This window comes from Streptomyces sp. NPDC006259, from assembly GCF_042870975.1.
Lineage (GTDB): Bacteria > Actinomycetota > Actinomycetes > Streptomycetales > Streptomycetaceae > Streptomyces.
The window spans coordinates 716,808-739,986 of record NZ_JBIAHY010000004.1; the positions used below are offsets into that span (position 1 = coordinate 716,808).

Below are 23,179 nucleotides of genomic sequence, written 5' to 3' on the forward strand. Positions count from 1 at the left end.
GAGTCGGGCCATGCGGAGTTGTCCTGGGGGGCGCCCTGCGGACCCCCAGGCGGTCCGTCGTGCCCACGGGCGGCTTGAGCCGGGCCACGCTGTGTTGTCTGAGGGGCGCCCCCCCGGGCCCCGGCCGGTCCGTCGTGCTGTGGGTCTAGTCCATGGGCCGCTTGAGCCGGGCCACGAACTTGTAGCGGTCGCCGCGGTACACCGACCGCACCCACTCCACCGGCCGGCCGTCCTTGTCCACGGAGTGGCGGGACAGCATCAGCATCGGCAGGCCGACGTCCGTGCCGAGCAGACCCGCCTCGCGCGGGGTGGCCAGGGAGGTCTCGATGGTCTCCTCGGCCTCCGCGAGGTGGACGTCGTAGACCTCGGCGAGCGCGGTGTACAGGGACGTGTACTTCACCAGCGACCTGCGCAGGGCCGGGAAGCGCTTGGCCGACAGGTGGGTGGTCTCTATGGCCATCGGCTCGCCGTTGGCCATGCGCAGTCGCTCGATGCGCAGCACGCGGCCGCCCGCGGTGATGTCGAGCAGCCCGGCGAGGCGGTCGTCGGCCGTGACGTAGCCGATGTCCAGCAGCTGCGAGGTGGGTTCGAGGCCCTGGGCGCGCATGTCCTCGGTGTAGGAGGTGAGTTGCAGCGCCTGGGAGACCTTCGGCTTGGCGACGAAGGTGCCCTTGCCCTGGATGCGCTCCAGCCGGCCCTCGACGACCAGTTCCTGGAGCGCCTGGCGCACGGTGGTGCGCGAGGTGTCGAACTCGGCCGCCAGCGTGCGCTCGGGCGGCACCGGGGTGCCGGGCGACTGCGTCTCCGTCATGTCGAGGAGATGCTTCTTCAGGCGGTAGTACTTGGGCACGCGCGCGGTACGGACGGTCGCCCCACCCTCGTTCTCCGCACTGCTGACGTCGGTGCTCATGGCCTGCCTTCCCGGCTCCGGGTGCCGAACCGGCCTACGTTCCGTCGGCCGCGGCTCACATCGTGGCACGGGTTCGTGGGCGGGGTTCCCCGTGCGGTGACCTCGCGCGCTCCGTGATCTCCTCTGTATACCTCTGGGACCTCTGTTGGTCTAGTCCAGCGCGCCACGCGGAGATGGCTGGTTCACCGCGTCGGCGAGGGTCGATCCGCCGCCCTCGAATTGAAAAGTCCCTGCATATCGCGGTCCCGTAACGGACGACTCAACCCCCGTTGAACACCCTTGACAGCCCTATTGGTCTGAGCCAAGCTCCCGGTACTGGTCTACACCATTGGTCCAGGTCCTGGCCCCACGGACGGTACGCGTTCACGCTCGACCGCGGCGGGGAGGCAGGGGGGTTTGTGGCATCCCTGAGGAGGGTTGGCGTGAAGCGCAAGCTGATAGCCGCGATCGGTATCGCGGGCATGATGGTCTCCATCGCGGCGTGCGGGGACGACAAGGACAACGGGGGCTCGGACAAGGGCACCGACGCCAAGGAGCTGACGGTCTGGCTGACCGTCGACGCGCAGAACAACTGGCCCGAGTTGGTGAAGGCCGCGGACGCGGCGGTGCAGAAGAAGCACCCCGGCGTCAAGATCACCCACGAGTACTACGGCTGGCCCGACAAGAACACCAAGCTCGACGCGGTCCTCGCCACCGACAAGGCCCCCGACGTCGTCGAGATGGGCAACACCGAGATGCTCGGCTACATGGTCAAGGGCGCCTTCGCTCCCCTGGACACCGCCAAGTTCGACAACTCCTCCGCCTGGCTGGACGGCCTCAAGGCCTCGGTGACGTACGAGGACAAGACCTACGGCGTGCCGTACTACGCGGGTGGCCGCGTCGGCAACTGGCGCAAGGACCTCTTCGCCTCCGCCGGGGTCAAGGCGGCCCCCAAGACGTACGCGGAGCTGACCGCCGCCCTGGACAAGGTCCAGAAGAAGGAGGGCGACAAGTTCAGCTCCTGGTACCAGCCCACCCGCGACTGGTACGCGGCCATGTCCTTCGTCTACGACGCCGGCGGCTCCATCGCGAAGGAGGAGGGCGGCCAGTGGAAGGCCAACCTCTCCTCGCCCGAGTCCGTCAAGGGCCTCGGCGAGTTCAAGAACGTCGTCGACAAGTACATGCACGGGGACAAGACCAAGGACGAGTCCGACCGCTACATCGTCTACGGCCAGGGCAAGTCCGGCATGATCTTCGGCGCGGCCTGGGAGGGCGCGACCGCCGAGGCCCCCGAGAACGACAAGAGCGGCAAGCTCAAGGGCAAGCTCGAGAACTTCGTGATGCCCGGCCCGTCCGGCAAGAACCTCCCCGTCTTCCTGGGCGGCTCCGACCTGGCCGTCCCGGTCAAGTCCGACGCGCAGGAACTCGCCGCCGAGTGGATCAACGCCTTCACCGGTCCCGCCGGCCAGAAGGGCCTGATGGGCAAGGGCAACCTGCCCAACAACAAGACCGACCTCGCGACCCTGAAGAACGACCCCAAGACGGTCGTGCCGGCCACCGCGGCGGAGTCCAACTGGTTCGTCCCCATGGCGCCCGGCTGGGGCCAGGTCGAGAAGGCCCAGGTCCTTCAGACCATGCTCCAGAGCATCGGCACCGGCAAGAAGACCGTCGAGGAGGCCGCCAAGGAGGCGGACGCCGCGATCGACAAGGTCATCAACACCAAGTGACGCGAGGCGGGGCTCCGCGACGGCGGAGCCCCGCCACCCGTACGACCTGCGGGGCTCGCACCACGCAGGAGTCAGAGGGGCCGGCCGCCGTACCCGTACGGCCGTTCACCGCGGGCACGGCCCACGGGACTTCCCCGCCCAGGACCTACGGGCCCGGCCGCCGTACCCCTACGGGGCCGGGGCCCGCGTACCGCCACGGGGCCCGGCCTCCGTACGACCTGAGGGACCGCTGAGGAGCGCGCGATGAGTGCCGCAGACACGACCACCCCTGCCAAGGTGCCGCCGCCGCGGCCGGCACCGCCACCACCGTCCGCGCCACGGCGGCCCCGCGCCAAGGCGGCCTCCGCCGGTGCCGGCACCCCCTGGCTGCTGCTCGCCCCCTGCCTGCTGATCCTCGTGCTGGTGATGGGCTATCCGCTCGTCCGCCTGGTCACCCTCTCCTTCCAGAAGTTCGGGCAGTCCCAGCTGTGGGGCTTCCAGCCGGCCGAGTCGGTCGGGCTCGACAACTTCACCAAGGTGCTGGGCGACGGCGAGTTCTGGGCGGTCGTCGTGCGCACGATCGTCTTCGCGGCCGGCTGCGTCATCGCCACCATGGTCTTCGGCATGCTGATCGCGCTGCTGCTCCAGCGGGTCTCCGGCTGGGTGAAGACGCTCATCAACATCGCGCTGGTGGCCAGCTGGGGCATGCCGATCATCGTGGCCACCACGGTCTTCAAGTGGCTGTTCGACGCCGACTACGGCATCCTCAACGCCGTCCTGAGCAGGCTGCCCGGCGTCGACCTGATCGGCCACAACTGGTTCGCGAGCGGACCGCAGGGCCTGGCGGTCATCATGCTGCTGGTGATCTGGGGAGCCGTCCCGTTCGTCGTGATCACCCTCAGCGCCGGTCTCACCCAGGTTCCCAAGGAACTGGAGGAGGCCGCCCGACTCGACGGCGCCGGCGCCTGGGGCGTCTTCCGGTACGTCACCCTGCCCATCCTCAAGCCGATCATCGTGATGCTCACGACCCTGTCGGTCATCTGGGACATGGGCGTCTTCCCGCAGGTCTTCGTGATGCGCAACGGCCATCCGGAGGCCGAGTTCCAGCTGCTGACGACGTACTCCTACGACCGCGCCTTCGTCGTCAACGACTACGGCCAGGGTTCGGCGATCGCCCTGATCACCGTGCTGCTGCTGCTCGGTGTGGTCGCCGTGTACATGCGCCAGATGCTGAAGATCGGAGAGGTCGAATGAGCGCCATCGCCACGGCGGGGAGCGGCTCCGGCGGCGGCCCGGGCCGTCGGAGGTCCAAGCTGGGCTGGAACCTTGTCGGCCTCCTCGTCTTCGTCGTCGTCGGCTTCCCCGTCTACTGGATGCTCAACACCGCGTTCAAGCCGGCCAAGGACGCCATCGACCCGGATCCGAGCCTGCTCCCCACCGCGCTGACCTTCTCCAACTTCGGCCGCGCCATGGACATCGCCGACTTCTGGGGTCCGGTCGCCCGCAGCCTCGTCGTCTCGCTCGCCGTCGTCCTGATCGGCGTGGTCGTCGGCATGCTGGCCGCGCTCGCCATCTCCCGGTTCGCCTTCCGCGGCCGCAAGATCGTGATCGTCGGCATCCTCGCGGTCCAGATGGTCCCGCTGGTCGCCATGATCATCCCGGTCTTCCTGCTCCTGAACGACCTGGGCCAGTACGACCGGCTGACCGGCCTGATCATCACCTACCTGACTTTCATCCTGCCCTTCACGGTGTGGACGCTGCGCGGCTTCATCGTCAACATCCCGAAGGAGCTGGAGGAGGCCGCGATGGTCGACGGCTGCTCCCGCACCGGCGCCTTCATGCGCGTCGTCTTCCCGCTGCTCGCCCCCGGCATGGTCGCCACCTCGGTCTACGGCTTCATCCAGGCCTGGAACGAGTACCTCTACGCCCTGATGCTGCTCAGCCAGAAGAACCAGACCGCGACCGTCTGGCTCGGCAACTTCACCACCAAGCACGGCACCGAGTACGCCCCGATGATGGCCGGCGCCACCATGCTGGCCGTCCCGATCGTCGTGCTGTTCCTGCTCGTCCAGCGCAAGATGGCCGCGGGTCTCACCGCGGGCGCCGTGAAGGGATAACGCCCCGATGACGACACTCGCCACCGGCACCGACACTCTGACGCGTGACGCCCTGACCGTCCTTCAGCCCGGCTTCGCCGGCACCAGCGCCCCCGACTGGCTGCTGCGCCGGCTCGGCGAAGGCCTCGCCTCGGTCGGCCTGTTCGGCCGCAACATCGCCTCCCCCGAACAACTCGCCTCCCTGACCGCGCAGCTGCGCGCCGAACGCGACGACGTGCTCGTCGCGATCGACGAGGAGGGCGGCGACGTCACCCGGCTGGAGGTGCGGACCGGCTCCAGCTTCCCCGGCAACCACGCCCTCGGCGCGGTGGACGACACGGACCTCACCAGGCAGGTCGCCTTCGAGCTGGGCCGCCGGCTCGCGGCCTGCGGGGTCGACTTCAACTGGGCCCCCTCGGCCGACGTGAACTCCAACCCGGACAACCCGGTGATCGGCGTCCGGTCCTTCGGCGCCGACCCCGACCTGGTCGCCCGGCACACCGCGGCCTACGTCACCGGCCTCCAGGCGGCCGGCGTCGCGGCCTGCACCAAGCACTTCCCCGGCCACGGCGACACGGCCGTCGACTCCCACCTCGCCCTGCCCCGCATCGACGTGGACCCCGCGGTGCTGGCCGAACGCGAACTGGCCCCGTTCCGCGCGGCCATCGCGGCCGGCAGCCGGGCCGTGATGAGCGCGCACATCCTGGTACCGGTCCTGGACCCGGACCATCCGGCGACCCTGTCCCACCGCATCCTCACCGACCTGCTGCGCGGCGAACTCGGCTACGACGGCCTGATCGTCACCGACGGCATGGAGATGCGGGCGATCGCCGGCACCTACGGCATCGAGCGCGGCAGCGTCCTCGCCATCGCGGCCGGCGCCGACGCCATCTGCGTGGGCGGCGGCCTCGCCGACGACGAGACGGTACGGCGGCTGCGTGACGCCCTCGTCGCCGCCGTCCGCACCGGCGACCTCCCGGAAGAACGCCTCGCCGACGCCGCGCGGCGGGTCCGCGCCCTGGCTCGCTGGACGGCCTCGGCCGCCACGTCCGCCGACCGGGGCGGCGCGCACCCCGACATCGGCCTCGTCGCGGCCCGCCGCGCGCTGCGCCGCACCGCCGCAGCCCCCTGCCCCCCGCTCACCGACGCCCCCTACGTCGCCGCCCTCACCCCGGTCGCCAACATCGCCGTCGGCGACGAGACACCCTGGGGAGTGGCCGCGGAACTCGCCCGGTTCCTGCCCGGCACCGAGACGGGCAGCTTCGCCGGTGAGGACGCGGGGCACGCGGCACTGATCGCGGCGGGGGAGCGGCGGATCGTCGCCGTGGTCCGCGACGAGCACCGCCACCCCTGGATGACGGCGGCCCTGGACATTCTCCTCGCCGCCCGCCCCGACACACTCGTCGTGGAGATGGGCGTCCCCCAGGCCCCGCCCCGCGGCGCCCTCCACCTCGCCACCCACGGCGCGGCCCGGGTCTGCGGACGAGCGGCGGCGGAGGCCATCGCGGGCAGGTAGCGACCCCTGCGACAGGACAGGCGCCGGCTCCCCGCGAGGGGGACCGGCGCCTGTGACGTCGTGGACCGGCGCTGCGGGACGCCCCTCAGATGCCCTGCCACTCCGGCTTGGCGGCGTAGGTCTGCCGGAAGTAGTCGGCGAGCTTCAGCTTGGACGCGGCCCCCTCGTCGACGACGACCGTCGCGTGCGGGTGCAGCTGGAGCGCCGAGGCGGGGCAGACGGCCGCCACCGGACCTTCGACGGTCGCGGCGACGGCGTCCGCCTTGCCCTCACCGGTGGCGAGCAGCACCAGATGCCGCGCCTCCAGGATGGTGCCGATGCCCTGCGTGATGACGTGGTGCGGGACCTGCTCGATGTCGCCGTCGAAGAACCGCGCGTTGTCGATCCGGGTCTGCTCGGTGAGTGTCTTGATGCGTGTGCGGGAGGCCAGTGAGGAGCACGGTTCGTTGAACCCGATGTGCCCGTCGGTCCCGATCCCGAGCAACTGGAGGTCCACGCCGCCGGCCGCGGCCAGCGCCCGGTCGTAGGCCTCGCAGGCGGCCTGGACGTCCTCGGCCGTGCCGTCCGGCCCCAGGAAGGCGTCCATGCCGATGCCGAGCGGCTCCAGCACCTCCCGGCGCAGCACCGAGCGGTAGGACTCGGGGTGCTCCGCGGGCAGGCCCACGTACTCGTCGAGCTGGGCGATCCGCGCCCGGGAGGTGTCCACGGCACCGGAGCGCACCTGGGCCGTCAACGCCTGGTAGACCGGCAGCGGGGTGGAACCGGTGGCCACGCCGAGCAGGGCGTCGCCCTTGCGCCGCAGGAGCTGGGCGATGGCCTCGGCGATGAGTTCGCCGCCCGACCTGGCGTCCGGAACGATGACAACTTCCACGCTGGCCTGCCGTTCTGAAGAGGGGCTCGGGGGCCCGGAAGGGCTATGTGGTTTAGACCAATCCGTCAGGGCCAATCTAACAGAATCGGCCCGGCGAAGCCGCCTGTCCCGTCCCGGAATTCCCGGTTCCGTCCCCCTCCCCTCACCGCTACGTCAGTGAACCCCCCGTCACGTCCATCCAGTGCCCCGTCACCCAGCGCCCGTCCTCCGAGGCCAGGAAGGCGACCGCGTCCGCGATGTCCGCCGGCATGCCGACCCGGCCGAGCGCCGAGTACCCGGCCGCCCGCTGCCAGGCCTCGTCGCTCGCCCGCAGCCACGCCGCGTTGACGTCCGTGTCGACGATGCCCGGCGCCACGGAGTTCACCGTGATCCCCCGAGGGCCGAGCACCTTCGACAGGTCCCGGGTGAAGACGTCGAGCGCCGCCTTCGTCATCGCGTAGGCCATGATCTCGGGCATCGCGGCACGCCGGGCGAGCCCGGACGATATGTTCACCACCCGGCCGCCGTCCCGCAGTCGGCGCGCCCCGAGCCGGGTGACGAAGTGCGGCGCCTTCACGTTCACCGCGAAGAGCCGGTCGAACTCCGCCTCGTCGATCTCCTCGAACGGTGGTGACGTGCCGATCCCGGCGTTGTTCACCAGGATGTCCAGACCGTCCGCGTGGCGGTCGAACTCCGCCCACAGCCGCTCCGCGTCCCCCGGTGTGCCCAACTCGACGCCGACGGGGAACGCGGTGCCGCCGGCCGACTCGATCGCCGCCACCGTCTCCTCGGCCGCGGCCTCACCGGTGCCGTAGTGCACCGCGACCCGCGCCCCGTCGCGGGCCAGCCGCTCGGCGATCGCCCGCCCGATTCCCCTGCCGGCCCCTGTGACGAGTGCCGTCCTGCCCGTGAGCACGCCCATGGCGAAGCTCCCTCCCCTTTTTCTAGCGGTCGCTACAGAAAAACCGTACAACAGCCCGCGGACGATTTTCTAGCGCCCGCTATAAAATGCACTCCATGGTGAACGAGGACGCCCGCCCCCGACCGGCACGCAGCGAGCTCCGCCCCCGTGGCCGCCCCCGCTCCTTCGACCGCGCGACCGCGTTGGAGAAGGCGGTCATGGCGTTCTGGGAACACGGCTACGAGGCGACCTCCGTCTCCGACCTCACCCGGATCATGGGCATCGGCGCCCCCAGTCTCTACGCGGCCTTCGGCGACAAGCGGTCGCTGTTCGACGAGGTCGTGACCGTCTACGGCAGCAAGTACGGCGCCTTCCCGCAGCATGCCCTGGAGGAGGAGCCGACCGCTCGTGCCGCCGTCGAGCGGCTGCTGCGCGAGGCCGCCGCCGAGTTCACCGACCCGGACCATCCGTACGGCTGCCTGGTGATCCACGCCGCCACCAACTGCACCACCCCGGACGTGGAGGACGCCCTGCGCCGGCGGCGCAACGCCAACCTCGCCGCCATCGAGCGCCGCATCGCGGGAGACGTCGCGGCCCGCGAGCTGCCCCCGGACACCGATGCCGGCGCACTCGCCCGCGTGGTCGGCGCGGTCTTCCAGGGAATGTCGCAACAGGCGCGCGACGGCGCGAGCCGGGAGGAGCTGGAGGCGGTCGCGGAAATTGCCCTGTCCATCTGGCCCCGCACAGGAACCCACACAAGCTAGGCTGCGTTGTGGATGCTAGGGCGTCCGAACAGTCCGGCCGGCTCGTACCACGGTCACAACAACGAACAAGCTCCCCCGCATGGACACACCGAGTGGTCTAGTCCACAATGCGTCAGGAGTACTCCGCGAGGAGAACCGCGCACTTCCGCCTTCCCCGCACAGGAAGGCGGACCGAGGACCCGGTGCTCTCTGCCCTGACTGCCCCGGATCCTCACCCTCGGCCGACGGGACCGCACACCCCGCGGCCGATATTGCTCCGGGCTGCGGTGCCGGGAGGGCTGAGGGTCCCTCCCAGGCGCCGCGGCCCGCGGGTGTCTTCCGGGGCGGTCGCCGCCGACGGCATTTAGGCCCCGCACATACCCCCAGGTACGCTCGCAGACGTGCCCTCCATGAACGAACTCGTACGCCAGCACACCGCACTCGGCGACTCCGACCTCGAGTGGCTGCACCTGCTGGTCTCGGAGTGGCAGCTGCTCTCCGACCTCTCCTTCGCCGACCTGGTCCTGTGGGTCCCCACACGCGACGGCACCCGCTATGTCTCCGTCGCCCAGATGCGCCCCAACACCGGCCCCACCTCCTACCAGGACGACATGATCGGCCACCTCGTCCCGCGCGGCCGCCGCCCCCTGCTGGACGCCGCCCTCGACGAGGGCCGGATCGTGCGCGAGGGCGACCCGGAGTGGCGCGAGGAGGTCCCCGTGCGGGTCGAGTCGATCCCCGTCCGGCGCGAGGGCAGGGTCCTCGGCGTGATCGCCCGCAACACCAATCTCCTCACCGTGCGGACCCCGAGCCGCCTGGAGCTGACCTACCTGCAGAGCGCCTCCGACCTCGCGCAGATGATCGCGGCCGGTTCCTTCCCCTTCCCCGACCAGCAGATGGACATGGACGCGGCCCCGCGTGTCGGGGACGGCCTGATCCGACTCGACGCCGACGGCGTCGTCCAGTACGCCTCCCCGAACGCCCTGTCCGCCTACCACCGCATGGGCCTCGCCTCCGACCTGGTCGGCCAGAACCTGGGCCTGACCACCGCCGAACTCGCGCCGACCCGGGGTCCGGTGGACGAGGCGCTCGCCAAGGTCGCCAGCGGCTGGGCACCCCGCGAGTTCGAGGTCGAGGCGCACGACGGCGTCATCCAGTTCCGCGCCATCCCGCTCAAGCCCAAGGGGACCCGCATCGGTTCGCTCGTCCTGCTCCGGGACGTCACCGAACTACGGCGCCGCGAACGTGAGTTGATCACCAAGGACGCGACCATCCGGGAGATCCACCACCGGGTGAAGAACAACCTCCAGACCGTGGCCGCCCTGTTGCGGCTCCAGGCCCGCCGGATCGAGTCCGAGCGGGGCAGGGAGGCCCTCGAGGAGGCGGTCCGGCGGGTCGGCTCCATCGCCATCGTCCACGAGACGCTGTCCCAGAACCTGGACGAGCGCGTCGAGTTCGACGAGATCGCCGACCGGGTCCTGGCGATGGTCGCGGAGATCTCGCCGGGCAAGGTCGCCGGCCGGCGCACCGGACGCTTCGGCATCCTGGACGCGGAGGTCGCCACCCCGCTGTCCATGGTGCTCACCGAGATCCTCCAGAACGCCCTGGAACACGGCTTCCGCGAGGGCGAGACCGGCACGGTCGAGGTCTCGGCGGTCCGCGGCGGCACCACCAAGGAGGCCCGACTGCTGGTCACCGTCCAGGACGACGGCGTCGGCCTGCCCGCGGGCTTCGACCCGCACACCTCGGGCAACCTCGGCCTCCAGATCGTACGGACGCTGGTGGAGGGGGAGTTGGGGGGATCCTTCGACATGGTTCCGGCGCCGGAGCGGGGCACGCAGGTGATCCTGGACATCCCGGTGCGGGCGCAGAAGTGACGGCGGCCCGGGGACAGCAAGAAGCCCCGGACCGTTCAGGGGTCCGGGGCTCGAATGCTCGTTGCCAGCGTGGTGTGCTGGGCATCGGGGGTACTGCGCGCTGCGGCTCGGGGGCGGGAGATGCGTACGCGCTGTACGCGCCGCCAAGCTCAGGCTCGCGGGGCGGGTGTTGTCAGGCGGAGGCCTGACGGGCCCGGTTGCGGGCGGCGCGGCGCTTCATCGCGCGGCGCTCGTCCTCGCTGAGGCCACCCCAGACGCCGGAGTCCTGGCCGGACTCGAGCGCCCACTGCAGACACTGGTCCATAACGGGACAGCGACGGCAGACGGCCTTGGCTTCCTCGATCTGCAGCAGCGCAGGACCGGTGTTGCCGATGGGGAAGAAGAGCTCGGGGTCTTCCTCGCGGCAAACGGCGTTGTGACGCCAGTCCATGGCTGCTACCTCTCCTTGGTATGACATGCAAGGTTGCTTGTGAATGTGAACGCTTTCACGAATCCCTCAACAAGTGAAGGGCCACCAGCCAGGTTGCCTGGCGTGGTCCTGTGGATTGGTGAGGGGTTCTGGTGATCAGTGGAGGCTGGTCCTGCGGGCCGTCCCGATCGCCATGTAGAGACTCGCAAACCTCGGCGACGGATACAACCCCTTCCGGAAAGTTTTTTTTGATTCCTCGGTGTCGACTAGGTCACAGCCGTACTTCCATGGGGTGGACCCTGGTCTAAACGTTCGAGTGAAAGGAGTTCAGCCCTTTCTGCTCACACAATCACACGCAGTGCACGGCGTACGCCTGTGAACGTCACGCTGGTACGCAGCCCTAGGTGGTCACCGTCCATCTGGAGGGGTAGTGGGACCTTCGAATGCAAGGTGAACTGGTCCAGATCGTGCAAGGACACGGCGTGCTTGCCATGGGGTCCCCGCTCGGGGGACGAAGTGAGCAACTGGGTCCCATACCGGACAACCGAGGCCGTGGACAGACGGCTCAGACCGAGGACGTCGAGCCCGGTATCGAACGAGGCCTTAGGTGAGGCGTACACCGGGCGATTGCCCAGATAGGTCCACGGAGCGGTGTTGCAGACGATGGACAGCACCAAATCGGTCACCGGGTCCGCGCCCGGCCGCTCCAGGGTGATCGAACCGTGCCGGCGCTGCGGCTCGCCGAGGAGCTGGCGCACGGCCTGGCGGACGTAGAGCGCGTGGGTGGATCTCCTGCCGCGCTCACGCTGCTGTTCGACCCGGCCGACCACCCCGGCGTCGAACCCGAGCCCGGCGTTGAAGGTGAACCAGCGCGCCGGCACCGCCTCGTCCTCCGTGCCCGGCGTTCCCGACGTCAGCCCCAGGCCGACGGTGCGCTCCCGGCCCTCGCGCAGGGCGTCCAACAGGGCGCCGGTCGCCTCGACGGGGTCGTTGGGCAGGCCCAGGGCGCGGGCGAAGACATTGGTGGAGCCACCGGGAACCACGGCGATGCCGGGCAGGTTCTCGGGATCGGGGCCGGCGTGCAGCAGCCCGTTCACCACCTCGTTGATGGTGCCGTCGCCACCGAGGGCGACGACCATGTCTATGTCCTCGCTCTGCGCGGCCTGCCGTCCCAGATCCCGCGCGTGCCCGCGGTACTCGGTGGTGACCGCCTCCAGCTTCATCTCACTGGCGAGCGCGTGGATGAGAACGTCGCGCGTCCGTGCACTGGTAGTGGTTGCTGCCGGATTGACCACGAGAAGTGCACGCATGGATGGCAGCGTACCTACTGGGTGGTACCGGGGCACAAGGCCGAACGGGGATCGGCCCGGACCCCTCGGGGTGAGCCGTGACACGGCGGGACGGGTGGGCCGCGGGGGGACAGGGGTGGGCACGGGAGCGGCGGCTACCCTGCTGGGGTGAGCAGCGAGCGGAACCCCGTCACCCCGAAAAGCACGGAGAACGCCGGCGACGCGGCAGGCACCGAACCCGCGGGCCCGCGCCCGCGCCGCCTGACGTACGCCGCGGCGCTCGTCGCCGCGGAGGGGCTGGCGCTCGTCGTCGGCGGGCTCTGGATCCTCGTCCTCGGCATCACCGGCGACCCCGACGACCGCGGGCAGGCCGTCACCGGCGGGGTGACGCTGATGGTCCTCGCGCTGTTGCCCCTGCTCGCCGCCCGCGGACTGCTGGGCCGCCGGAGCTGGAGCCGCGGACCTGCCGTCATCACCCAGATCATGGCGCTGCCCGTCGCCTACAACCTGCTCCAGGCCGACAGCATGGCGATCCCGGCGGGCATCGCGCTCGCGGCCGTCGCCGTCGCCGCGCTGGTCCTGATCGTCAACGGCGAGACGACCCGGGCCCTCGGGATCCGCGGGCCCGGCAACGCCGACAGCGGCGCGGAGAAGTAACCGCGGCTCCGGGTGCGGGAGCCGCAGGAGGGTCACTCCTCGACGAGCAGCTTCTCCCGCAGCTGGGCCAGCGTGCGTGCCAGCAGACGGGAGACGTGCATCTGGGAGATGCCGACCTCCTGAGCGATCTGCGACTGCGTCATGTTGCCGAAGAAACGCAGCAGCAGAATCCGCTTCTCACGCGGCGGGAGGTCCTCCAGGAGCGGCTTGAGCGACTCGCGGTACTCGACGCCCTCCAGCGCCTCGTCCTCGGCGCCGAGGGTGTCGGCGACCGCCGGGGACTCGTCGTCGGTGTCGGGGACGTCCAGGGACAGCGTGGAGTAGGCGTTGGCCGACTCCAGGCCCTCCAGGACCTCCTCCTCCGAGATGGCCAGCCTCTCGGCCAGCTCGTGGACGGTCGGCGAGCGGCCGTGCAACTGGGACAGCTCGGCCGTGGCGGTCGTGAGCGACAGGCGCAGCTCCTGGAGTCTGCGCGGCACCCGCACCGCCCAGCCCTTGTCACGGAAGTGCCGCTTGATCTCACCGACGACCGTCGGTGTCGCGTACGTCGAGAACTCCACGCCGCGGTCCGGGTCGAAGCGGTCGACCGACTTGATCAGGCCGATGGTGGCGACCTGGGTCAGGTCGTCCAGCGGCTCTCCGCGGTTGCGGAAGCGGCGCGCGAGGTGCTCGACGAGCGGCAGGTGCATGCGGACCAGCTGGTTGCGCAGCTCCGCGTACTCCGGGCTGCCCTCCGCCAGTGCCCGCAGTTCGACGAACTTCGCGCGTGCCCCGCTGCGGTCCTGGGGTCCGCGAGTCTGCGGCACCGGCTGCCGGGGCGCGGACTGCTGGACCGCGGGCTGCTGGGGCTCGTGCCGCGTGCCCGGCACGCCGTGTTCGTCGTCTCGCTCGTGCTCGCTCATCGTCCCGCCCGTCGCCCTCTGTCGAGCCTCTTCCTCGGCCCGGCCGGGGGTACCCCCGATCCGCCTCTCCCGAGGCGACTCCTGCTCGGTACTCTCCGGCAAGCCGGTCTCCGGGGAGACCGGCTCGTCCTCCGGATGCGGCCGGGCCTGCTCGGGAATGCCGTCGATGCCGTCCGCCATGCGTCGGGAACCGCCCGGAGAGACCGCCGTCCCGGCGACCTCGGCCCGCAGTTCCCGTCTGCCGCGCTCTTCGTCCCGCACCGGCCCGTCCCCCGTCCTCACGCCGGCCCGGGTCCCGCGCCGCGTTGTTTGTAGAGGCTGATCGAAACGGTTTTGTCCTCGTCCACCGCGGAGGAGACCTTGCCCGCGAGGGCGGACAGCACGGTCCAGGCGAAGGTGTCGCGCGCGGGCGCGTGCCCGTCCGTGGTCGGTGCCGAGACGGTGACCTCCAGTGAGTCGTCGACCAGGCGGAAGACGCAACTGAGCACCGAACCGGGCACGGCCTGCTGGAGCAGGATCGCGCAGGCCTCGTCCACCGCGATGCGCAGGTCCTCGATCTCGTCCAGGGTGAAGTCCAAACGGGCCGCGAGGCCGGCCGTGGCCGTCCGCAGCACCGACAGGTAGGCACCCGCAGCCGGCAGCCGGACTTCCACGAAGTCCTGGGTCGCGGGCTCGCCTGCGATCTGGGACACCCTCACCTCCAAGGTGGTACAAGCTTCTCGGGGCCGAGGGTCGCCCCCCGGGTAACGCGTGTGTGGTGCAGCGGTGACGCTACCGCGCCGTCATCCGTCCTGTCCCCGGGACCCCAACCCCCTGTCGTCACTCACAGTAAAGCTGTGAACACGCTCCGTGTCTAGGGGTCTGCCGGCCCAAAAGGGAAGAGGGCGCGCCGGGTTGACGTACCCAGGCGTCAGATGCTCGAACCGTACCCGGTCGACGGACGGACCGTCCTCGGAGCGGCTCACACGAGAACGTGGTCGACGAAGCACCAGCGCCAGTTCTCACCGGGTTCGAAGGTCCGCATGATCGGATGGCCCGAGTTCTCATGGTGGTCCGTGGCGTGCCGGCCGGGCGACGAGTCGCAGCAGCCCACGTGGCCGCACGTCAGACACAGCCGTAGTTGCACCGGGTGGGTGCCGTCCCGCAGGCACTCCGCACACGTCTCGCCGAGCGGGACGGGTTCGGGGTGCGGCAGCGCGTCGGCGTGCGTGCACTGTTTCATGATTGCCAGATTACGACGGTCGTACGGACGACCGCGCGGAAAGACGAGGGCGGGCGAGACATGGACGTGATGCCACTGCTGCTGCTGGTGGCGGGCAGTGCGGCGATCGCGGCGGGGGCACGGCGCACAGCGGTACCGGCACCGCTGCTGCTGGTCGCCGTCGGCCTGGCCGTGTCGTACGTACCCGGGGTCCCGGACTACACCCTCGACCCCGAGGTCGTCCTGCCGCTCCTGCTGCCCCCGCTGCTGTACACCTCGGCCACCGACAGCTCCTATCTCGACCTGAGGGCCCAGTTGCGGCCCGTGGCGCTGCTGTCGGTCGGATACGTCCTCTTCGCCACGCTCGCCGTCGGCTGGGCCGCCTATCTCATCGTCCCCGGACTGCCGCTGACCGCGGCGCTGGTGCTGGGCGCGGTGGTGGCGCCGCCCGACGCCGTGGCGGCGACGGCGGTGGCGCGCAAGGTGGGTCTGCCGTCGAAGGTGACCACGATCCTCCAGGGCGAGTCGCTGCTGAACGACGCCACCGCGATCACCGCCTACAAGGTGGCCCTCGCGGTCGTCGTCGGAGAGGGCGCGTCCTGGGCCGGCGGGATCGAGGAGTTCCTGGTGGCGGCGGTCGGCGGCACCGCCGTCGGCCTGATCCTGATGGCGCCGCTGCACTGGCTGCGCACCCACCTGAAGGAGCCGCTCCTGCAGAACACGCTCTCCCTCCTCATCCCGTTCGCCGCCTACGCGTCCGCCGAACAGTTCCACGCCTCCGGGGTCATCGCCGTGGTCGTCGTCGCCCTGTACCTCGGCCACCGCGCGTGGGAGGTCGACTTCGCCACCCGGCTCCAGGAGGAGGCCGTGTGGAAGATGGTCGCCTTCGTCCTGGAGTCGGCGGTCTTCGCCCTCATCGGCCTGCAGCTCCAGATCGTCCTCAGGGGTCTCGGCGACTACGAGGGTCTGGACGCCGCCTGGTACGCCGTCGCCCTCTTCCTCGTGGTCGTCGCGGTCCGCTTCCTGTGGGTGTATCCGGCGACCTTCCTGCCCCGGCTGCTGTCGGCACGCATCCGCGCGCGCGAGGAGAACCCGACCTGGCGCGGGCCCATCGTCATCGGCTGGGCCGGCATGCGCGGTGTCGTCTCGCTCGCCATCGCCTTCTCCATCCCCGTCACCGTGGACCACGGCGAGGGGCCCTTCCCGCACCGCAACCTGATCCTCTTCCTGACCTTCACCACGGTCATCGGCACCCTGGTCGTACAGGGACTGACCCTTCCCCCGCTGATCCGCCTGCTGAAGTTCCCCGCCCCCGCCCCGCAGGCCGCGACCCTCGCCGAGGCCAACGCGCAGGCACAGGCCTCCCGGATCGCCGAGCAGCGGCTGGAGGAAATGCTGTCCGACGAGCGCAACACCCTGCCGGCGCCCCTCGCCGACCGCCTGCGCAACGTCCTCGAACGCCGCCGCAACGCCGTCTGGGAACGCCTCGGCCAGGTCAACCCGGTCACCGGCGAAACCGTGGACGACACCTACCGCCGCCTGTCCCGCGAGGTGATCAGTGCCGAGCGCGAGGTCTTCGTGCGCCTGCGCGACGGCCGCCACATCGACGACGAGATGCTGCGGACGCTGCTGCGCAGACTGGACCTGGAGGAGGCCGCGGCCTACCGGGAGGCCGGCTAGGACCTGTCGTCGCACTCACGCCCGCCGGGACGACGCTCGTCCCCGAGGACTCGCCGCGGGGCGGCCGAGCGGCCGAGCGGCGGGGTGGCGGGTGGCCCTGCGGGCGGACGACGGAAGGCGACGACAGGACCCCGCGGCACCTTCGCGGCCGCTCCGCAGCACCTGGCGACGGCCGGCTCAGGAGACGAACGGCGCCCCCGTCACCACCGCGGCGAGCCGCGTCCCGGGCGGGAACGCGCCCTCCCCGACGAGGACGACGAGCGCATACAGCGACTTGGCGACATAGAGACGCTCGACCGGCAGGCCGTGCCGTTGCTCGAAGTCCTCGGCGAAGGCGTCGAGCGCGGGCGTGGTGCGGGCGTACCCGCCGAAGTGGAAGCGCTCGTCGAGCCGCCAGTCGCCCGCCGGGCCGCCGAAGGCCTCCGACTGCAGGGCCCGTATCCCGTCGCCGAGGAAGCCGCCCTTGAGGACCGGTATGCCGAGCACCCCGCGGCCTGCTCCCAGGCCGGCCGCGAGGCCCGCGAGGGTGCCGCCGGTGCCACAGGCGAGGGCCACGACGTCGGCGTGGTCGCGCAGCTCCTCGCCCAGCGCCCGGCAGCCGCGGACGGCCGCCGCGTTGCTGCCGCCCTCGGGCACGACGTAGGCGTCCTCGGCGTCCGCCGCGCGCAGGACCGCCGCGAGGGTGCCGGGTTCGGTCTTGCGGCGGTAGGTTGCCCGGTCGACGAAGTGCAGCCGCATCCCGTCGGCCGCGCAGCGGGCCAAGGAGGGGTTGAGCGGGCGGTCCGCCAGCTCGTCGCCGCGCACCACCCCGACCGTGGTGAGCCCCAGCAGACGGCCCGCGGCGGCCGTGGCCCGCAGATGGTTGGAGTACGCGCCCCCGAACGTCAGGACCGGCCGCCCGGCCGCCGCCTCCAGATTCGGCACGAGCTTGCGCCACTTGTTGCCGATCAGCTGCGGATGGATCAGGTCGTCCCGCTTGAGCAGCAGCCGTACGCCGTGCCGCGTGAACCGCTCGTCGGCCACCTCCTCCAGGGGCGAGGGCAGCCTCGGCCGCAGGGCGGCGGAGTCGAACGGAACGGGCGCAGTCACCCCGTCATTGTCGAACACCGTTCGTGCGAAAACTCGCGGTGCCCATGCGGGCGTTGATCCATTCCCGCTCTTTCGGGTAATGGCACGAACACACTGAGTGATGGAAGGCTTGTCCGCGAGAACAGTGCGGCGGCGCAGCACGGCGCCGGTGCATCACTGGGAGGGCAATTCTCTATGTCGGTAGGCGAAGAAGTCCGCGCTGAGCAGGGCAAGCCGCAGCAGAGCCTTGGCACCGCGGCCGCGCGGAACCTGGCCACCACCACCAAGTCCGTACCGCAGATGCAGGAGATCAGCTCCCGCTGGCTGCTGCGGAATCTGCCCTGGATCGACGTCCAGGGCGGCACGTACCGAGTGAACCGGCGTCTGACGTACGCCGTCGGCGACGGCCGGGTCACCTTCGTCAAGACCGGCGACCGCGTCGAGGTCATCCCAGCCGAGCTGGGCGAACTGCCCGCACTGCGGTCGTACGAGGACGAGGAGGTGCTCTCGGAGCTGGCCTCCCGCTGCCGTCAGCAGGAGTACGCGCCGGGCGAGGTCGTCGCCTCCTTCGGCAGCCAGGCCGACGAGGTCTACCTCCTCGCGCACGGCAGGGTCGAGAAGGTCGGCACCGGCCCCTACGGCGACGACCAGGTGCTCGGAGTCCTGGCCGACGGCGCCTACTTCGGCGACCAGGCCCTGCTCGACCCGGACGCCATCTGGGAGTACACCGCCCGCGCGGACACCGCCTGCACCGTGCTGGTCCTGTCCCGCCAGGACTTCGAGCAGGTCGCCGAGCGGGCCGGCTCACTGACCGAGCACCTGCGGGGCCTGCGCTCGATCCCGGCCCAGTCGACCAACCGCTACGGCGAGAAGGCCGTCGACCTGGCCGCGGGCCACGCGGGCGAGCCGGACATCCCGCACACCTTCGTGGACTACGACGCCCGGCCGCGCGAGTACGAACTGAGCATCGCCCAGACCGTCCTGCGCATCCACTCGCGCGTGGCCGACCTGTACAACCAGCCGATGAACCAGACCGAGCAGCAGTTGCGGCTGACCGTCGAGGCGCTGAAGGAGCGCCAGGAGCACGAGCTGGTCAACAACCGAGAGTTCGGCCTGCTCCACAACTGCGAGTACGAGCAGCGGATCCAGCCGCACGACGGCGTCCCCGGCCCGGACGACCTGGACGAGCTGCTCAGCCGCCGGCGCGGCACCAAGATGCTCCTCGCCCACCCGCGCGCGATCGCCGCGATCGGCCGCGAACTCAACAGGCGGGGGCTGGTCCCCGAGACGATCGACGTCGCCGGCAACCGGATCCCCACCTGGCGGGGGGTTCCGATCTACCCGTGCAACAAGATCCCGGTGACCGAGGCCCGTACCAGCTCGATCATCGCGATGCGTCTCGGCCAGGAGGACCAGGGCGTCATCGGCCTGCGCCAGTCCGGCATCCCGGACGAGATCGAGCCGAGCCTGTCCGTGCGCTTCATGGGCATCAACGAACAAGCCATCATCAAGTACCTGGTCACGGCCTACTACTCGGCGGCGGTGCTGGTACCGGACGCGCTCGGTGTCCTGGAGAACGTCGAGATCGGCCGCTGGCGGTGACCTCGCCCGTGGGGACGCCGTGTCCCCGCCCGTCCGGGCGGGGGCGCCCGGGCGGTCCGCGCCCCAGGGCGGCGCAGCCGCCGCCGGGCGCGGACCCGGCGAGGGGGTTCGATGACCGAGTACGTGACGCCGACCAGGCCGTACCCCGGCGAGGCGCGGGAGAGGGGAAGGGCCATCCCGAGTCAGACCGACGGCGGTCCGGGGCCGCTCGACGGGCACGAGGCGGCGGCGATCCTGGAGGAGACCCGGGGATCCGTCGACCCCGCGCTCCGCGCGGCACTCGACTCGCTCCCCGGTTCGCTGCGGCGGATCTCGCTCTACCACTTCGGCTGGGAGCACGCGGACGGCACACCGGCCGCGGGCAACGCGGGCAAGGCGATCCGGCCCGCGCTGGTGCTCGCCGCCGCCTCGGCGCTCGGCGGCCCGGCGGCCCGGGCAGCGGCGCTCCCGGCGGCCGCCGCGGTCGAACTGATCCACAACTTCACGCTGTTGCACGACGACGTGATGGACCGGGACACCACCCGTCGGCACCGCCCGACGGCCTGGACGGTGTTCGGCGACGCCGACGCCATCCTCGCCGGGGACGCGCTCCAGGCGCTCGCCCTCGGGATGCTCGCCGCGGACCCGCATCCGGCGTCCTCGGCCGCCGCGGCCCGGCTCGCGGACTGCGTCGTCGAGCTGTGCGCCGGCCAGCACTCGGACACCGCCATGGAGAAACGGGGCCCGGCCGAGGTCACCCTCGACGAGGTCCTCATCATGGCCGAGGCCAAGACCGGCGCGCTGCTCGGCTGCGCCTGCGCCCTCGGCGGGCTGTACGCGGGGGCGGCGGCGGACGACGTCCGGGCGCTGGACGCGTTCGGCCGTGAGGCCGGGCTCGCCTTCCAGCTGATCGACGACGTGATCGGCATATGGGGGGACCCCCGGCACACCGGAAAGCCCGCCGGTGCCGACCTGGTCGCCCGCAAGAAGTCCCTGCCGGTGGTCGCCGCGCTGGGCTCCGGCACCCCGGCCGCCACGGAACTGGCCGAGCTGTACGCCCTCCCCCACCAGCAGGGGGACGACCTGGAGCGCATGACACTGGCGGTGGAGCGGGCCGGTGGCCGGGAATGGGCTCAGGAACAGGCGGCCGACCGCATGGCCCGGGCGATGTCCGAGTTGGCCCGCGCCGTCCCGGATCCGGAGGCGGCGGGCGGCCTGCTGTCCCTGGCGGAGTTCGTGACCCGCCGCAGCACGTGAGGAGGGGCACCACCGGGCCCGCCCTCGTGCGCGGGCCCGGTCCGGCGGGCCCGCGCATCCCCACGGTGTGCGGGACCCGCCTCCCCGCCTCCCGCACCCGCACACACCTACGCACGGAAGCGGTGACCGGCCTACCCTGAGGACATGGACAGGGAACAGCACGTCTGTCCCGGTTGCGGGCAGACCGTGGACACGGTGGTCCGGCGCCACAAGACGCTGGGTGCGTGGGTCCCGCGCTGGGTCGCGGGCCCGTGCCACAACCCGGACTGCACGGCGTACGTCGAGCCCGGCACCGAACAACACGGCCACACCGGCCCTACGGAACACACCGAACACACCGGACAGCACGGCACCGAAGGTCCCGGACACAGCGAACAGGACGGTCGCGCCGAGTCGCCGGAGCTGGCCGACGGATCCGGCGCGCCCACCGTCCCGACCGCCCCCGCCCCCTGATCCCGCCCCCTGACCCCGGCCCGGCCGGGCCGGGCTAGCGTGGTCCCATGACCGGACGGGGAGGGGCGGGCCTGACGGATGACCCGGGGCGCCGTCGTAGGGGCTGGCGGTGGGCCGTCGCCCTATGGGCGCTGACGGCTGTCGTCGGGGGCGGGACGACCCTGTGGTTGCGGGACGCGTCCGAAGTGTCGCAGCCGCCCACCTGGCACAGGACCGAGGAACCCGCGCCGCTCCTGGAGCTGGACGTGGACGACTACTCGGGGTGTCCGACGCCGGTGGGGCCTCCCGACGGCTTCACGGACGTCGCGTGCGTGTCCACCGAAGCCCTGGTGCCCTGATCCCGAGGCAGCCCGCCCGTCTCCGCGTCGCGGCCGGTCAGGCAGTACACGCCGCCCGCCGGGTCGCGCAGCACCGTCCAGTGGGGGTGGCCGGCCACGAACCGTGCTCCGAGCCGCTCGTGCCGGGCGCGCACCACGTCGATGTCCGGGCCGCACGCGAGGTCGAGGTGGGCGGAGACGGGCTGTTCGTCGTCGAGGCGCTGGAGCAGGATCCGCAGGGGCAGTCCGGGCGGCGGCGCCACCACGTGGAACTCCGGCAGTGAGCCCGGCCGGGACGTCCAGTCGGGCAGGAGGCCGCTCCATAAGGCGACTTCGGCCTCGTACGCGGACGGCGGGATGTCGATGGCGACCTGGTCCAGGCGGCTGCCGGCCACCACGGGCGGGCGGGCGGACTCGCCGTGCCAGGGCACCGCGCAGAACAGCTGACCGGCGGGGGAGCGCAGTACCGCCCACCCGTCGTGGGCGGTGACCGTGCGCGCGCCCACGTCCAGGGCCGCCCCGACGAACCCCTCGACGTCCCGTACGCAGAGGTCGAGATGGGCCCCGCCCACGCCGTCGCCCACTCCCTGCACCTTCACGCAGGCGTCGGCCCCCTCCGGCAGCAGGGTGACGAACTCTCCCCCGTCTCCCCTCGGCGGGGACGCCGTGGTCTGCGTGACGGCGGCCCAGAAGCAGCGGGCCCGCTCGAAGTGCTCGGCGGGCCGGTCGACGAACGCGTACGTCCAGCGGACGCGGGTGCGGGGGCTCATGCGGCGATCGTAGGCCGGTGACCAGCGCGGGCGCCCTCGTTCTCAGGCGCCCGCGGTGCCGTCCGAGCGCTCCATGAACCTCAGCAGGTTCCCCGCCGGATCCCGGAACGCGCAGTCCCGCACGCCGTACGGCTGGTCCGTCGGCTCCTGGAGGACCTCGGCGCCGGCCTCCAGCACACGCTCGTGCAGCGCGTCGCAGTCGGCCGTGGTGAAGATGACCCCGCGCAGCATGCCCTTGGCCAGCAGCCGGGCCATCGCTTCCCGGTCGGCGGGGGAGGCGTCCGGGCTCGCGCCCGGCGGCTCCAGCACGATCTCCACGTCCGGCTGGAGCGGTGAGCCGACCGTCAGCCACCGCATCCCCTCGAAGGAGACGTCGTTGCGGACCTCCAGGCCGAGGATGTCCCGGTAGAAGTGCAGGGCCTTGTCGTGGTCGTCGACGGCGAGGAAGCACTGGCGGAGTTTCAGATCCATGGCGATCACCCTACGTACGTCGGGGGCGCGTGTACGTCCTCGCGACGCACGGCGGGACGGCCGCGCCCGCCTCGTGCGAACGAGCCCGGTAGGCACTCGGAGTCTCGCCGACCAGCTCGGTGAACCGGGCGCTGAACGATCCGAGCGACGTGCAGCCGACCTCCATGCAGACCTGCGTGACCGTGAGGTCGCCGCGCCGCAGCAGGGTCTTGGCCCGCTCGATCCGGCGGGTCATGAGGTAGCCGTACGGCGTCTCGCCGTAGGCCTCGCGAAAGCTGCGCTGGAAGTGGCCGGGGGACATCAGGGCGGTGTGGGCGAGCGCGGCGATGTCGAGGCGCTCGGCGTACTCCCGGTCCATCCGGTCCCGCGCCTGCCGCAGCCGGACCAGGTCCTCAAGGGTCACAGGGCCAGGATCGCACGGTGTGCCGCCGAGCGGGCGGTGGTCCCGCGAGACCGTGGGGACCCGGACGGGCATGCCGAAGGGGCCCGGTCGTGTACCGACCGGGCCCCTAACGGGAAGTCCCTCGTCCCGCGGTGATGCACCGA

The 23,179-nt window shown here is 71.4% G+C and carries 23 protein-coding genes; 11 read left to right on the plus strand and 12 right to left on the minus strand.

The features are described from left to right. Nucleotides 1-145: 145 nt before the first annotated feature. Nucleotides 146-910, minus strand: coding sequence for a GntR family transcriptional regulator (locus tag ACFYO5_RS19830; protein WP_356566341.1), 765 nt, complete (start codon nt 908-910; stop codon nt 146-148). Between the two features lie 422 nt (nt 911-1,332). On the opposite strand from ACFYO5_RS19830, the gene ACFYO5_RS19835 reads away from it, so the two are divergent. From ACFYO5_RS19835 to ACFYO5_RS19850, 4 genes are all read left to right on the plus strand, one after another. Beyond that, a complete protein-coding gene (locus ACFYO5_RS19835) occupies nt 1,333-2,616 on the plus strand; it encodes an extracellular solute-binding protein (protein ID WP_356566343.1) in 1,284 nt (427 codons plus the stop codon). 243 nt (nt 2,617-2,859) lie between these two features. Next, nucleotides 2,860-3,849 carry a carbohydrate ABC transporter permease gene (locus ACFYO5_RS19840; protein WP_388710137.1) on the plus strand — a complete coding sequence of 330 codons (990 nt, stop codon included), beginning with the start codon at nt 2,860-2,862 and terminating at the stop codon, nt 3,847-3,849. After that, nucleotides 3,846-4,712: a carbohydrate ABC transporter permease gene (locus ACFYO5_RS19845; protein WP_356566346.1), complete on the plus strand. Its 867-nt coding sequence runs from the start codon at nt 3,846-3,848 to the stop codon at nt 4,710-4,712. The genes ACFYO5_RS19840 and ACFYO5_RS19845 overlap by 4 nt, the downstream gene beginning before the upstream one ends. A gap of 7 nt (nt 4,713-4,719) precedes the next feature. After that, nucleotides 4,720-6,207 (plus strand): glycoside hydrolase family 3 protein, encoded by a 1,488-nt coding sequence (locus ACFYO5_RS19850; protein WP_388710140.1) that lies wholly within the window; start codon nt 4,720-4,722, stop codon nt 6,205-6,207. Between the two features lie 85 nt (nt 6,208-6,292). Here ACFYO5_RS19850 and nagB read toward each other — a convergent pair whose 3' ends face one another. Both nagB and ACFYO5_RS19860 read right to left on the minus strand, forming a co-directional pair. Further along, entirely contained in the window at nt 6,293-7,078 is a 786-nt protein-coding gene (nagB, locus tag ACFYO5_RS19855; protein ID WP_388710142.1) for a glucosamine-6-phosphate deaminase, read from the minus strand. A 148-nt stretch (nt 7,079-7,226) separates the two neighbouring features. Beyond that, nucleotides 7,227-7,979, minus strand: a complete 753-nt coding sequence (locus ACFYO5_RS19860) for an SDR family oxidoreductase (protein ID WP_388710144.1) — start codon at nt 7,977-7,979, stop codon at nt 7,227-7,229. Nucleotides 7,980-8,065: 86 nt separating this feature from the next. On the opposite strand from ACFYO5_RS19860, the gene ACFYO5_RS19865 reads away from it, so the two are divergent. Together ACFYO5_RS19865 and ACFYO5_RS19870 are read left to right on the plus strand one after the other, a co-directional pair. Continuing rightward, on the plus strand, nt 8,066-8,722 hold the full coding sequence (locus tag ACFYO5_RS19865; RefSeq protein ID WP_388710146.1) for a TetR/AcrR family transcriptional regulator: 657 nt from the start codon (nt 8,066-8,068) through the stop codon (nt 8,720-8,722). A 389-nt stretch (nt 8,723-9,111) separates the two neighbouring features. Beyond that, nucleotides 9,112-10,578, plus strand: a complete 1,467-nt coding sequence (locus ACFYO5_RS19870; RefSeq protein WP_356566420.1) for a PAS domain-containing sensor histidine kinase — start codon at nt 9,112-9,114, stop codon at nt 10,576-10,578. Between the two features lie 172 nt (nt 10,579-10,750). Here the strand turns inward: ACFYO5_RS19870 and ACFYO5_RS19875 are convergent, their stop codons facing one another. After that, complete coding sequence (locus tag ACFYO5_RS19875) at nt 10,751-11,008, minus strand: WhiB family transcriptional regulator (protein WP_006142322.1); 258 nt, start codon at nt 11,006-11,008, stop codon at nt 10,751-10,753. Nucleotides 11,009-11,328: 320 nt separating this feature from the next. Beyond that, nucleotides 11,329-12,297 carry a diacylglycerol kinase family protein gene (locus tag ACFYO5_RS19880; RefSeq protein ID WP_086771710.1) on the minus strand — a complete coding sequence of 323 codons (969 nt, stop codon included), beginning with the start codon at nt 12,295-12,297 and terminating at the stop codon, nt 11,329-11,331. 147 nt (nt 12,298-12,444) lie between these two features. Between ACFYO5_RS19880 and ACFYO5_RS19885 the strand changes: the two genes are divergently transcribed. Then, nucleotides 12,445-12,933, plus strand: a complete 489-nt coding sequence (locus tag ACFYO5_RS19885; RefSeq protein ID WP_388710149.1) for a hypothetical protein — start codon at nt 12,445-12,447, stop codon at nt 12,931-12,933. A gap of 32 nt (nt 12,934-12,965) precedes the next feature. Here ACFYO5_RS19885 and ACFYO5_RS19890 read toward each other — a convergent pair whose 3' ends face one another. From ACFYO5_RS19890 to ACFYO5_RS19900, 3 genes are all read right to left on the minus strand, one after another. Continuing rightward, the gene (locus ACFYO5_RS19890; RefSeq protein WP_388710151.1) at nt 12,966-14,096 is read right to left on the minus strand and encodes a SigB/SigF/SigG family RNA polymerase sigma factor; all 1,131 of its coding nucleotides are present in this window, start codon (nt 14,094-14,096) and stop codon (nt 12,966-12,968) included. A gap of 17 nt (nt 14,097-14,113) precedes the next feature. Further along, on the minus strand, nt 14,114-14,527 hold the full coding sequence (locus ACFYO5_RS19895) for an anti-sigma regulatory factor (protein WP_019058277.1): 414 nt from the start codon (nt 14,525-14,527) through the stop codon (nt 14,114-14,116). A gap of 269 nt (nt 14,528-14,796) precedes the next feature. Beyond that, nucleotides 14,797-15,057, minus strand: coding sequence for a UBP-type zinc finger domain-containing protein (locus ACFYO5_RS19900; RefSeq protein ID WP_356566360.1), 261 nt, complete (start codon nt 15,055-15,057; stop codon nt 14,797-14,799). Nucleotides 15,058-15,117: 60 nt separating this feature from the next. Here ACFYO5_RS19900 and ACFYO5_RS19905 point away from each other — a divergent pair, with 60 nt between their 5' ends. Beyond that, nucleotides 15,118-16,716, plus strand: coding sequence for a Na+/H+ antiporter (locus ACFYO5_RS19905; RefSeq protein ID WP_388710154.1), 1,599 nt, complete (start codon nt 15,118-15,120; stop codon nt 16,714-16,716). 177 nt (nt 16,717-16,893) lie between these two features. Here the strand turns inward: ACFYO5_RS19905 and ACFYO5_RS19910 are convergent, their stop codons facing one another. Next, nucleotides 16,894-17,805, minus strand: a complete 912-nt coding sequence (locus ACFYO5_RS19910; protein WP_388710156.1) for a 1-aminocyclopropane-1-carboxylate deaminase/D-cysteine desulfhydrase — start codon at nt 17,803-17,805, stop codon at nt 16,894-16,896. Between the two features lie 174 nt (nt 17,806-17,979). Here ACFYO5_RS19910 and ACFYO5_RS19915 point away from each other — a divergent pair, with 174 nt between their 5' ends. From ACFYO5_RS19915 to ACFYO5_RS19925, 3 genes are all read left to right on the plus strand, one after another. After that, nucleotides 17,980-19,386: a family 2B encapsulin nanocompartment shell protein gene (locus ACFYO5_RS19915; protein ID WP_388710158.1), complete on the plus strand. Its 1,407-nt coding sequence runs from the start codon at nt 17,980-17,982 to the stop codon at nt 19,384-19,386. Between the two features lie 111 nt (nt 19,387-19,497). After that, nucleotides 19,498-20,622 carry a family 2 encapsulin nanocompartment cargo protein polyprenyl transferase gene (locus tag ACFYO5_RS19920; protein ID WP_388710160.1) on the plus strand — a complete coding sequence of 375 codons (1,125 nt, stop codon included), beginning with the start codon at nt 19,498-19,500 and terminating at the stop codon, nt 20,620-20,622. A 144-nt stretch (nt 20,623-20,766) separates the two neighbouring features. Further along, nucleotides 20,767-21,075 (plus strand): hypothetical protein, encoded by a 309-nt coding sequence (locus ACFYO5_RS19925; protein WP_388710162.1) that lies wholly within the window; start codon nt 20,767-20,769, stop codon nt 21,073-21,075. Nucleotides 21,076-21,328: 253 nt separating this feature from the next. Here the strand turns inward: ACFYO5_RS19925 and ACFYO5_RS19930 are convergent, their stop codons facing one another. The 3 genes from ACFYO5_RS19930 to ACFYO5_RS19940 are packed head-to-tail and all read right to left on the minus strand — an operon-like array spanning nt 21,329 to nt 23,036. Further along, nucleotides 21,329-22,162 (minus strand): VOC family protein, encoded by an 834-nt coding sequence (locus ACFYO5_RS19930; protein ID WP_388710164.1) that lies wholly within the window; start codon nt 22,160-22,162, stop codon nt 21,329-21,331. 42 nt (nt 22,163-22,204) lie between these two features. Then, nucleotides 22,205-22,633, minus strand: coding sequence for a VOC family protein (locus ACFYO5_RS19935; protein ID WP_388710166.1), 429 nt, complete (start codon nt 22,631-22,633; stop codon nt 22,205-22,207). A 10-nt stretch (nt 22,634-22,643) separates the two neighbouring features. Beyond that, entirely contained in the window at nt 22,644-23,036 is a 393-nt protein-coding gene (locus tag ACFYO5_RS19940) for a helix-turn-helix transcriptional regulator (protein WP_356566374.1), read from the minus strand. Nucleotides 23,037-23,179 lie beyond the last annotated feature (143 nt).